This window comes from Klebsiella sp. MS 92-3, assembly GCF_000195655.1.
GTDB lineage: Bacteria > Pseudomonadota > Gammaproteobacteria > Enterobacterales > Enterobacteriaceae > Klebsiella > Klebsiella pneumoniae.
On record NZ_GL882747.1, the window covers coordinates 2,820 to 13,700 of the forward strand.

At 59.5% G+C, this 10,881-nt stretch carries 11 protein-coding genes; 5 read left to right on the plus strand and 6 right to left on the minus strand.

Annotation, left to right across the window (positions count from 1 at the left end):
- Nucleotides 1-111 precede the first annotated feature (111 nt).
- Nucleotides 112-1,377 carry a 4-aminobutyrate--2-oxoglutarate transaminase gene (locus HMPREF9538_RS22370; protein ID WP_002920814.1) on the minus strand — a complete coding sequence of 422 codons (1,266 nt, stop codon included), beginning with the start codon at nucleotides 1,375-1,377 and terminating at the stop codon, nucleotides 112-114.
- 118 nt (nucleotides 1,378-1,495) lie between these two features.
- Here HMPREF9538_RS22370 and HMPREF9538_RS22365 point away from each other — a divergent pair, with 118 nt between their 5' ends.
- Nucleotides 1,496-3,019, plus strand: coding sequence for a PLP-dependent aminotransferase family protein (locus tag HMPREF9538_RS22365; protein ID WP_020317215.1), 1,524 nt, complete (start codon nucleotides 1,496-1,498; stop codon nucleotides 3,017-3,019).
- A gap of 52 nt (nucleotides 3,020-3,071) precedes the next feature.
- Here the strand turns inward: HMPREF9538_RS22365 and rpoH are convergent, their stop codons facing one another.
- The 4 genes from rpoH to ftsY all read right to left on the minus strand — a co-directional run bounded on the left by rpoH (nucleotide 3,072) and on the right by ftsY (nucleotide 7,438).
- The gene (rpoH, locus tag HMPREF9538_RS22360; protein WP_002920815.1) at nucleotides 3,072-3,926 is read right to left on the minus strand and encodes an RNA polymerase sigma factor RpoH; all 855 of its coding nucleotides are present in this window, start codon (nucleotides 3,924-3,926) and stop codon (nucleotides 3,072-3,074) included.
- Nucleotides 3,927-4,195: 269 nt separating this feature from the next.
- Complete coding sequence (ftsX, locus tag HMPREF9538_RS22355) at nucleotides 4,196-5,251, minus strand: permease-like cell division protein FtsX (RefSeq protein WP_002920816.1); 1,056 nt, start codon at nucleotides 5,249-5,251, stop codon at nucleotides 4,196-4,198.
- A complete protein-coding gene (gene ftsE, locus HMPREF9538_RS22350; protein WP_002920817.1) occupies nucleotides 5,244-5,912 on the minus strand; it encodes a cell division ATP-binding protein FtsE in 669 nt (222 codons plus the stop codon). Before ftsE ends, ftsX begins: the two co-directional genes overlap by 8 nt.
- Nucleotides 5,913-5,914: 2 nt before the next feature.
- Nucleotides 5,915-7,438, minus strand: a complete 1,524-nt coding sequence (ftsY, locus tag HMPREF9538_RS22345) for a signal recognition particle-docking protein FtsY (RefSeq protein WP_004173992.1) — start codon at nucleotides 7,436-7,438, stop codon at nucleotides 5,915-5,917.
- Nucleotides 7,439-7,620: 182 nt separating this feature from the next.
- Between ftsY and rsmD the strand changes: the two genes are divergently transcribed.
- Together rsmD and HMPREF9538_RS22335 are read left to right on the plus strand one after the other, a co-directional pair.
- On the plus strand, nucleotides 7,621-8,217 hold the full coding sequence (gene rsmD, locus HMPREF9538_RS22340; protein WP_002920820.1) for a 16S rRNA (guanine(966)-N(2))-methyltransferase: 597 nt from the start codon (nucleotides 7,621-7,623) through the stop codon (nucleotides 8,215-8,217).
- The gene (locus tag HMPREF9538_RS22335) at nucleotides 8,207-8,482 is read left to right on the plus strand and encodes a DUF1145 family protein (RefSeq protein WP_002920822.1); all 276 of its coding nucleotides are present in this window, start codon (nucleotides 8,207-8,209) and stop codon (nucleotides 8,480-8,482) included. The genes rsmD and HMPREF9538_RS22335 overlap by 11 nt, the downstream gene beginning before the upstream one ends.
- Nucleotides 8,483-8,495: 13 nt before the next feature.
- Here the strand turns inward: HMPREF9538_RS22335 and HMPREF9538_RS22330 are convergent, their stop codons facing one another.
- On the minus strand, nucleotides 8,496-8,846 hold the full coding sequence (locus HMPREF9538_RS22330; RefSeq protein WP_004173989.1) for a DUF2500 domain-containing protein: 351 nt from the start codon (nucleotides 8,844-8,846) through the stop codon (nucleotides 8,496-8,498).
- 150 nt (nucleotides 8,847-8,996) lie between these two features.
- Here HMPREF9538_RS22330 and HMPREF9538_RS22325 point away from each other — a divergent pair, with 150 nt between their 5' ends.
- Complete coding sequence (locus HMPREF9538_RS22325; RefSeq protein ID WP_004173987.1) at nucleotides 8,997-9,623, plus strand: lysoplasmalogenase; 627 nt, start codon at nucleotides 8,997-8,999, stop codon at nucleotides 9,621-9,623.
- A gap of 78 nt (nucleotides 9,624-9,701) precedes the next feature.
- Nucleotides 9,702-10,881: HAD-IC family P-type ATPase (locus HMPREF9538_RS22320; protein ID WP_009484190.1), on the plus strand; the 1,180-nt coding region annotated here is incomplete at its 3' end.

Sequence of the window (10,881 nt, forward strand, 5' to 3'; positions counted from 1 at the left end):
AAAAAAAAGGTGATATCAGGGTGATAAACCACTCACGCTGAGCATAAACAGCCGGCTGCGGCGTCCTGTTTCTGTTCGGCTTCCCTGCCGCCGCAGCCCGCCGGGGAGACGTTAGCTCTTCAGTACGCGCGCCAGAATATCCAGCGCTTTCGAGAACTGGGCGTCGGGGATAGTCAACGGATACAGGAAGCGGATCACGTTGCCGTAGACGCCACAGCTCAGCAGCAGCAGGCCGTTCTCCTGCGCTTTCTGTTGCACAAGGCGGGTGAATTCCGGCGACGGTTCGCCTGTTTGCGGATCGTTAAACTCCACCGCCACCATCGACCCCCGGCCGCGGACATCAACGATCGCCGGGCAGGTAGCGCGCGCCTGGTTGAGCACTTCCTGCAGATGGCTACCCAGCTGTTCAGCGCGCTGACACAGCTGCTCTTCGGCAATCACATCCAGCACCGCGTGCGCCGCGGCCACCGCCAGCGGGTTACCGGCATAGGTTCCGCCCAGCCCGCCTGGGGCTGGCGCATCCATCACCTCGGCGCGACCGACAACGCCCGACAGCGGGAAACCGCCGGCGAGGCTTTTCGCCATCGTCATCAGATCCGGTTTCACCTCATAGTGCTGCATAGCGAACAGCTTGCCGGTGCGGGCGAAACCGGTCTGCACTTCATCGGCGATCAGCAGAATGCCGTGGGTATCGCACAGGTCGCGCAGCGCCTGCATAAAATCGGCCGGCGCGACGTTAAAGCCGCCTTCCCCCTGGATCGGCTCGAGAATGATGGCCGCTACCTGGTCCGGCGCAATATCCGCTTTGAAAATGCGCTCCAGGCTTTTCAGCGCATCCGCGGTGGTCACGCCATGCGCCGCATTGGGGTAAACGCCGTGATACACCGAGCCCGGGAACGGCCCGAAGCCGATTTTGTAGGGCGCGACCTTACCGGTGAGGGCCATGGTCATAAAGGTACGGCCGTGGAAACCGCCGCCGAAGGTAATCAGCCCCGGACGACCGGTGTAAGCGCGGGCGATTTTCACCGCGTTCTCGACCGCCTCCGCGCCGGTGGTGAAGAAAGCCGTTTTTGCCGGCCCGTCAATTGGCGCCAGATCGTTGATACGCTCCGCCAGCGAAACATAGCTTTCGTACGGCACAATCTGATAGGCGGTGTGGGTGAACGCCTGCAGCTGGTCGGCAACCGCGGCGACCACTTTCGGATGGCGGTGACCGGTATTTAACACGGCGATCCCGGCGGCGAAATCGATCACCTCATTGCCTTCGATATCCCACAGCGTGGCGTTTTCCGCCTTCTCGACAAAGTAGTTACACATTACGCCTACGCCGCGCGGCGTCGCCTGCTGGCGACGTTGATTCAGTTCTGAGCTTTTCACCTGCGAATCTCCTGTCGTGTATGTCACGTTATCGCAACAAATTAGAAACGATGTCGTTTATTTACACAGGAGTTGGCCCTATAATCGAGTACCAATTTTGAATATCTGAGGGATCCAATTGCGTTCGCTGGTGGGTGACCTGGTGCTGGTCCGTCTGCAGGAAGAGCGGGATCCTCTTCTGCACAAACGCTTATATAACGCGCTGCGCCGCGCGATCCTCGACGGTTCGCTGGCGCCGCAAAGCCGTCTGCCGCCGTCGCGGGACCTGGCGGGCGAGCTCGGCGTATCAAGAAACACCATATTAACAACTTATGAACAATTGCTGGCGGAAGGATATGTGGTTTCTCGTCGGGGAAGCGGAACATTCGTTGCCCAAACCGCCCCTGAGAGCTCATTGACGGCTAAAGAAGAGCGGGAAAACAACAGTCTTGCGGTACCGACGGCGCATCTTTCACGCCGAGGCCAGCATCTGCTCGGCCAGGTCAGCGCCAGCCCGCGCCAGTGGGGAGCGTTTATACCCGGCGTGCCGGACGTTAACGCCTTTCCCCACCCGCTGTTCAGTAAGATCCAGGCCCGCATCAGCCGTCGGCCCAAACCGGAGCGGCTCAGCTATAGCTGCAACGGTGGCACCCCGGAACTGCAGCAGGCGCTGGTGGATTATCTGCGCGTGTCGCGCGGCGTCCACTGTCAGTCAGATCAAATTCTTATCACCGAGGGGATCCACCAGGCGATCGATCTGGTCACCCGCATGCTGTGTGATAACGGCGATCTGGCGTGGGTGGAAGAGCCTTCCTACTGGGGGATCCGCCACGTGCTGGCGATGAACGACGTTCGGGCAGAGCCCCTGACCGTCGATGCCAACGGCCTGTGCCCGCCGGAGACGGTTGACGATGCGCCGAGGCTGATCTTCGTTACGCCTTCCCACCAGTATCCGCTGGGCGCGGTGATGAGCCTTGAGCGCCGCCAGCGCCTGCTGGCACTCGCCCGTCAGCAGGGGAGCTGGATCGTCGAAGATGATTATGACAGCGAGTTTCGCTTTTCCGGTCAGCCGATCCCCGCCCTGCAGGGTCTGGTCGCCGACGCCCCGGTGGTCTATATCGGCACCTTCAGCAAGACGCTCTATCCCGGCCTGCGCCTGGGCTACGTGGTGATCCCGCGGCCGCTGGTCAGCGACCTGAAGCACGCCCATGCCGAGCTTTACCGCGGCGGCCATTCGCTGATCCAGATGGCGCTGGCGGAGTTTATTACCGCCGGCCACTATTCGGCCCATATCCGCCGTATGCGGCTGCTATACAGCCGTCGCCGCGCCTTTTTAACTGAGCTTATCCAGCGGCACTGTATGCCGTACGCCCTGTCTGACTTCAGCGATAATGCCGGGCTGCATTTGATCCTCAATTTGCCCGCAGAGGCTGACGATGTGGCGATCGCCAGAGAGGCCAATGCGCGGCACATTCTGGTGCGGCCGCTGTCGCGCTACTACCTGACGGCGGCGCGCAAGAAAGGATTACTGATGGGATTCGCCAGCCAGCCCGAAGAGCAGATGGCGTCGGCGTTCAGCGTCTTACTCGGCTGCCTGCGGACGCACTGCCCGCAGATGCTCCTGCTCCGGGAGGACGCAGAAAAACAAAACGCCCCAACCTGAGGCGGGGCGTTATCGGGGAGCCTGATATCAGGTATCAGGCAGGCGTGGCGTATCAGGCTTCGATAGCGGCACGCAGTTTTTTCATGGCGTTCTTTTCCAGCTGACGCACGCGCTCTGCGGAGACGCCGTAGCGGTCGGCCAGTTCCTGCAGCGTGGACTTGTTATCTTCGTCCAGCCAGCGGGCGCGGATGATGTCCTGGCTACGCTCGTCCAGGCCCTGCATCGCGTCAGTCAGCTTATTCGCCGCCTGCTCTTCCCAGTTATCGTCTTCGATGCCGTCGGCAAAGTTAGACGTTTTGTCCTGCAGATACAGGACCGGCGCCATCGGCTGGCTGTCGGACTCATCGTCGGACGACATGTCGAAGGTCATGTCCTGGGCCGCCATACGGGATTCCATCTCGCGGACGTCTTTGCTCGACACGCCCAGCTCACGGGCCACCATTTCCACTTCATCCTGGTTGAACCAACCCAAACGCTGTTTGGTTTTACGCAGGTTAAAGAACAGCTTACGCTGTGCTTTGGTGGTAGCGACCTTCACAATACGCCAGTTGCGCAGCACGTATTCGTGAATTTCGGCTTTAATCCAGTGCACGGCGAAGGAGACCAGGCGCACACCCACTTCCGGGTTGAAGCGACGCACGGCTTTCATCAGGCCGATATTGCCTTCCTGGATCAGATCCGCCTGCGGCAGGCCATAGCCCGAGTAGTTACGAGCAATGTGAACAACAAAGCGCAGGTGAGACAGAATCAGCTTTTTCGCTGCTTCCAGATCGCCCTGGTAATGCAGCTTTTCAGCAAGCTCCCGCTCTTCATCAGCCGACAGCATCGGCCAAGTGTTAGCGGCCCGGATGTACGATTCCAGGTTACCAACGGGGGCTAAAGCTAAAGTTTGCATTTCTTTGGTCATTCAAATCCTCTCAATTGATATCTTCTGACGCGTTCTTGTCCCCATCAGGCAACAAGCATGCCAGCATTCATGAGCAACGAGAATATCACTCACATTAGTATCAGACAGTGATTTTATCCACAAGTTCCATGCAACGGTGTGAATAAATTACGCACAAAATGTGACACCACGATGAAAAAGTGAGGGCAGGAAAAGGGGAACAAGCTTGCGGTATCTTTCCCTGCGAACAGGAACTCATTGCAGCAGGGAAAGATTATATCACGCTTTTATTAATCGGGAGTAAAGTGACGTAAATGTTGCACTGTCGCCAGCCAGGCGGCTACCCACCCGATCATCGAGCAGACGATCAACATCAACAGACACTCGTCGAAGCCTAAGCCGCTCAGCTCAAACTGGGTGCCGAAGACTTTCGCCACTTCGGTCACCGCCGACGAGAGGCGCATTACCAGAATCTCCGACAGGATCAGCGATAAAAACGCGCCGGAAAAGCCCAGCATCGCTCCGCCGTAGAGGAACGGACGCAGGATAAAGCCGTCGGTGGCGCCGATAAGCTTCTGAACGTTAATGGTATCGCGGCGGGCGAAGATGCTCAGGCGCACGCTGTTGCCGATCACCAGGAACACCGCCGCCACCATCAGCACGCCGATCATCGCCGACACGCGTCCTACCAGCCCGGTGAGCGAGGAGAGACGGGCAAACCAGCTGTCGTCCATCCGCACTTCATCGACACCCTGGATCCGCGATACCCGATCGCGCAGGGTATTCAGCGCCTCGGTGCTCTGGAAATCCAGCTTCGGCACCACGATGGCGACCGCCGGCAGCGGGTTCTCCTCCAGCATATCCAGGGCGCCGCCAAAGCCAGACCAGTTACGGAATTCCCCCAGCGCCTCGTCACGGGACAAATAGTTTACCTTGTCGACGCCCTGCTCCGCCTGCAGCTGGCCCACCACCCGCGCCGCGGCATCGTCATCCAGCGTTTTTTCCAGATAAACGGTGATCTGCGGCGAGGGATAATACTGGGACGCCGCGCTGCTGACGTTTTTGTAGACCATGTAGCAGACGCTTGGCAGGGTCAACGAAATGGCGATGACCATTACCGTCAGGAAGGTCGCCAGCGGCGTGCTTTTTAGATCCTGCAGCGCGCCGTGCCAGGCATAGCGCACCTGCTCGTTGAATACGTTGCTCTTACGCGAGGCCGGGTTAGGCGCCGCTTTCGGCCGTTTTGGCGCATTGCGCCCGCCACCGCCGCCGCCCGCGGCGTTGCGCAGGCGATCGAACTTGCTGCCGAACTGGCGAATCTGGTTCATTGCGTCGCGCTTATTCACCCCGAATGCCTCCATGCAGATGGCCGTCGCTAAGCGTCAGCACGCGGTACGGACGACTGGAGATAAGCCCCAGATCGTGCGTGGCCATCAGTACCGTCACCCCGACGCGGTTAAACTCTTCAAACAGACGTAAAATCCCCTCCGAGAGCGCCTCGTCGAGGTTGCCGGTCGGTTCATCCGCCAGCAGCACCGCCGGCTTGTTGACCACCGCGCGAGCGATTCCCACGCGCTGCTGCTCACCGCCGGAGAGCTGAATGGGAAAATTCTTCGCTTTGTCCAGCAGGCCAACCTTGTCCAGCGCCGCCGAGACGCGACGACGAATATCATCGCCGCTGGCGCCGGCGATAATCAGCGGGATCGCCACGTTGTCATACACGGTACGATCCATCAGCAAATGGTGGTCCTGGAAAATCATACCGATCTGGCGGCGCAGGAACGGCACCTCACGGCTCTTCAGACGGCTGATTTCATGACCGCTGAAGAAGATTTTCCCGGCGCTGGGCCGTTCGATACCACAGATAAGCTTCAGCAGGGTACTCTTCCCTGCGCCGGAATGGCCGGTCAGAAACGCCATCTCGCCCGGCTGCAGGTGGAAGGTCACCCCCTGCAGCGCTTGTCTCCCACCGAGATAGGCTTTGCTGACTTGTTCAAAGCGAATCATTCTTAATCCTCTCGGGCAAAAAGTGCCTCAATAAAGTCGCCCGCATTAAACGGACGCAGATCCTCAATACGCTCGCCGACGCCAATATAGCGAATCGGAATGCCGAACTGATCGGCCACCGAGAAGATCACGCCGCCTTTGGCGGTACCGTCCAGCTTGGTCAGGGTGATCCCGGTCAAACCTACCGCCTCATGGAACAGTTTGGCCTGGCTAATAGCATTCTGCCCGGTGCTGGCGTCAATGGTTAACATCACCTCGTGCGGCGCGTCGACGTCCAGCTTTTTCATTACCCGGACAATCTTCTTCAGCTCTTCCATCAGGTGCGATTTATTCTGCAAACGCCCGGCGGTATCGGCAATCAGTACGTCAACATGGCGCGCCTTCGCCGCCTGAATGGCGTCGAAAATCACCGAGGCGGAGTCGGCGCCGGTGTGCTGGGCGATCACCGGGATATTATTACGCTGGCCCCAGACCTGCAGCTGTTCCACCGCCGCCGCACGGAAAGTATCCCCCGCCGCCAGCATCACCGACTTACCCTGCTGTTCAAACTGACGCGCCAGCTTGCCGATGGTAGTGGTTTTCCCCACCCCGTTCACGCCGACCATCAGAATAACAAATGGCGTTTTGCCTTCAACGTTCAGCGGCTCGTCTACTTTGGCGAGAATCTCGCCCATCTCTTCTTTCAGCAGGCCGTACAGCGCTTCCGCATCGCGCAGCTGCTTACGGCTGGCGCCTTCCGTCAGGTTGGTAATGATCTTGCGGGTGGTTTCCACCCCGACGTCGGCGATCAGCAGCTGTTCTTCCAGCTCTTCAAACAGATCATCGTCGATCTTCTTACCGCGGAACAGGCTGATAAATCCGGAACCGAGATTTTGCTTCGTTTTCAGCAGGCTACGCTTGAGGCGGGCGAAGAAGCCTTCTTTTGTCGGTTTTTCCTGCTCCTGAGCCAGCGCTTCAAGCGGCGCCTCATCCTCGGGCGCCGGCACCACTACCGCCGCCTCTTCTGCCGCTTCGGCCGCCAGCGCCTGCGCTTCCAGCTCTTCATCGCTTAACGGCGCGTCCTCTTCGGGCGCTTCTGTCTCCTGCGGCTGGACAACGATGCCTTCCACAGGCTGCTCTGCTACGGCTTCCGCCACCACCGGTTCGGCGATAACCTCTTCCGCCAGCGGCTCAACCACCGCAGGCTGTTCAGGCGGTTCGCTGACCGCGGGCTCCGGTTCAACAACAGGCGTTTCTTCGGTCAGAGCAGGCGTTTCCACCCACTCTTCTTCCTGCGCGCTGGCAGGCTCCGCGAGGTGCGCTTTTTCGCTTTCGACCACCGTCTCGGTCACTTCGACGACGTCTTCGGCAAACGCCTCCGGGTCTGCTTTCGGCGCGCTCGGCTCAGCAGGGGTTTCAACCGCCGGTATCTCTTCGGCAACCGCTTGCTGTTCTTCTACTTTTTGCTCTGTCTCGGTTTCCTGTGCCTGTTCTTTCTGTCCAAAGCCCAGCCAGGAAAAGAAGCCACGTTTTTTCTCTTTTGCCATTTGCGACCACACTCCTCGCTGTTTATTCATGGCGCAGCTTCATCAGAAGCTGAAAAAATGATGAAATTAGTTGGATAGTCTATCACTTAACTTAACTCGCAGCACCGCCCCCGGATTAAGGTTTCGTCAACCGCCGTCGATCGCTAGAATAGCAGGCTGGAAGTTGAGACTTGAGCAGAGAGATGAAAAAACCAAACCACGCGGGCAGCGGTCAGATCCGCATCATCGGCGGGCAATGGCGCGGCCGTAAATTACCGGTGCCGGAGAGCCCGGGCCTGCGGCCGACCACCGATCGGGTTCGCGAAACCCTTTTTAACTGGCTGGCGCCGTCCATTGTTGACGCGCACTGCCTCGATTGCTTTGCCGGCAGCGGCGCGCTGGGGCTGGAAGCGCTGTCCCGCTATGCGGCCAGCACCACGCTGCTGGAGATGGAGCGCGGCGTAGCCCAGCAGCTGCAAAAAAATCTCGCCACCCTGAAAGCGGATCGCGGCAAGGTGATCACCACCAACACCCTCAGCTTCCTGAGCCAGCCGGGGACCCCGCACCAGATCGTGTTCGTCGACCCGCCGTTCCGTCAGGGGCTGCTGGAGGAGACGCTACGTCTGCTGGAGACACAAGGCTGGCTGGCCGATGAGGCCCTGGTGTACGTCGAAAGCGAAGTCGAAAACGGCTTACCGCCGGTGCCGGCTAACTGGCAATTGTATCGTGAAAAAGTGGCCGGACAGGTCGCCTACCGTCTTTACCAACGTGAGGCCCAAGGAGAGCACCATGCTGATTAATTTAGGCCGCCTGCTGATGCTGTGCGTCTGGGCCTTTCTGTTATTGAATCTGTTTCAGCCCTTCCCGAAGCCGCTGAATATCTTTGTCAACGTCGCGCTGATTTTCATGATCCTGATGCACGGTCTGCAGCTGACGCTGCTCAAGGCGACGCAGCCGAAAGAGGCGCCGCCGCTGAGCCGCTTTGAGCAAATCCGCATTTTTATTTTCGGCGTGTTTGAGCTCGTCGCCTGGCAGAAAAAACTGAAGGCGACGCTGAAAAAATAGTCCTGAAAAGGGCTCAGGGATCGGGCGTAAACGCCACGAACGCTGTGCCCTTATAACTCAACATCCCACGATCGCCGACGCTCAGCGCGTGATATTGCGGCGCGTCAAGGCGAAACACCACCTCCAGACCACCGTTTTCGGGGCGAAAGCTCGCTTCATAGCGCATCTCACTGCCTGCAGGCGTCACCGTCTGCTGCCGCGAGCGCCGATCGTTAATCACTTTTTCCCGTTTATTGCTGACGATAACCCGCTTTTGTAGCAACGGCGCGGCGTCATTCGCCTGTTTCTCACGGCGCTGCTGGACATAGCGAAACGAAGCCGCCACCACAATCACCGCGACGACCAGAACAAAAAAGAGGGGCATTTTACTCATTAGGGTTACCCATAAAAAATATCAGGAATCAGCATACTGCGTCGGGAATAACATTGTCATCTGCTACGCCAAACCACTACACTGAGTAGTAGCATCACGCATCCGTAACTTTCTTTATGATAACAGATACAGGGACTTACTATGCTTTGGTCATTTATTGCTGTCTGTTTCTCCGCATGGCTTTATGTCGATGCATCCTATCGTGGGCCGGCATGGCGACGCTGGGTTTTTAAACCTGTCACCCTGATTCTGTTGCTGTTACTGGCCTGGCAGGCGCCGATGTTCAATGCCATCAGCTATCTGGTGCTGGCTGGCCTGTGCGCCTCGCTGCTCGGCGACGCCCTGACCCTGCTGCCGCGCCAGCGGGTGATGTACGCGGTGGGCGCTTTCTTCCTGTCACATCTGCTGTATACCATCTGGTTCGCCAGCCAGCTGACGCTGTCGTTCTTCTGGCCGCTGCCGCTGGTGCTGCTGGTATTCGGCGCCCTGCTAATGGCGGTGATCTGGAGTCGGCTGGAAGAGATGAAAATGCCGGTGCTGACCTTTATCGGAATGACGCTGGTAATGGTCTGGCTGGCCGGCGAGCTGTGGTTTGCCCGCCCCACCAACACCGCGCTGTCCGGTTTCGCCGGCGCAGCCCTGCTGCTGCTGAGCAATGCCGTGTGGCTGGTGAGCCACTATCGTCGCCGCTTCCGCGCCGATAACGCCATCGCCGCCGCATTCTACTTTGCCGGCCACTTCCTGATCGTGCGCGCGCTGTACCTGTAATTTAGTCCTTGACTCTGGAGTCGACTCCAGAGTGTATCCTACGGCTAATGAGAAAATTATCATTTCCCGGAGGGTGCCATGTCGACTCCAGACGCGCAGGATAAAAAAGTTCCACAATTCTCGTCTTTCACCATGCGGCCAGCAACCGCCCCGGCGGAGAGCTGCTGTACAGATCACGCCTGCGCCACAGAGTCCGCCCCTGCCGCCGAAGCGCTTAGCGACGCCCGCTATAGCTGGCAAGTTGATGGCATGGACTGCGCCGCCTGCGCCCGCAAGGTGGAAACCGCGGTCCGTCAGGTGCCCGGGGTCAGTCAGGTCCAGGTGCTGTTCGCCACAGAAAAGCTGCTGGTTAACGCCGAGGGCGATGTCCGCGCTCAGGTTGAGAACGCGGTCCGCCAGGCGGGGTATACGCTGCGCGATGCCGATGCTCCCGCAGCAGAGCAAACCCGAGGGTCGCTGCTGCGCGACAATCTGCCGTTACTGACGCTGGTTATCATGATGGCCTTGAGCTGGGGGCTGGAGCAGGCCAACCACCCTGCCGGTCAGTTGGCCTTTATTGCCACCACCCTGGTTGGCCTGTGGCCGGTTGCCCGCCAGGCGCTACGCCTGATCAAGAGCGGGAGCTGGTTCGCCATTGAAACGCTGATGAGCGTCGCCGCCATCGGGGCGCTGTTTATCGGCGCCACCGCGGAGGCGGCGATGGTCCTGCTGCTGTTCCTGATCGGCGAGCGTCTCGAAGGCTGGGCCGCCAGCCGCGCACGGCAGGGGGTGAGCGCGCTGATGGCGCTGAAGCCCGACACCGCCATCCGTCTGCGCAACGGCGTGCGGGAAACCGTCGCCCAGCGCGACCTGCGTCCCGGAGATGTGATTGAAGTGGCTGCCGGCGGGCGTCTGCCGGCGGATGGCCAGCTGCTGTCGCCGTTTGCCAGCTTTGATGAAAGCGCCCTGACCGGCGAGTCGGTGCCGGTGGAACGTCAGGCCGGGGAACGGGTAGCGGCGGGCGCCACCAGCGTCGATCGCCTGGTGCAGCTTACCGTGATATCCGAACCGGGCGACAGCGCCATCGACCGCATCCTGAAGCTGATTGAAGAGGCTGAGGAGCGTCGGGCGCCAATCGAGCGCTTCATCGACCGCTTCAGCCGGATCTACACCCCGGCCATTATGGTGGTCGCCTTGTTGGTCGCTATTGTCCCGCCGCTGTTCTTCGCCAGCGCCTGGCTGCCGTGGGTTTATAAAGGGCTGACGCTGCTGCTGATCG

Coding starts and splice junctions, on each gene's coding strand:
- HMPREF9538_RS22330 (WP_004173989.1), bottom strand. CDS start 8,846: ATGCCCCTCTTTTTTGTTCTGGTCGTCGCGGTGATTGTGGTGGCGGCT.
- ftsE (WP_002920817.1), bottom strand. CDS start 5,912: ATGATTCGCTTTGAACAAGTCAGCAAAGCCTATCTCGGTGGGAGACAA.
- HMPREF9538_RS22325 (WP_004173987.1), top strand. CDS start 8,997: ATGCTTTGGTCATTTATTGCTGTCTGTTTCTCCGCATGGCTTTATGTC.
- HMPREF9538_RS22335 (WP_002920822.1), top strand. CDS start 8,207: ATGCTGATTAATTTAGGCCGCCTGCTGATGCTGTGCGTCTGGGCCTTT.
- rpoH (WP_002920815.1), bottom strand. CDS start 3,926: ATGACCAAAGAAATGCAAACTTTAGCTTTAGCCCCCGTTGGTAACCTG.
- ftsY (WP_004173992.1), bottom strand. CDS start 7,438: ATGGCAAAAGAGAAAAAACGTGGCTTCTTTTCCTGGCTGGGCTTTGGA.
- rsmD (WP_002920820.1), top strand. CDS start 7,621: ATGAAAAAACCAAACCACGCGGGCAGCGGTCAGATCCGCATCATCGGC.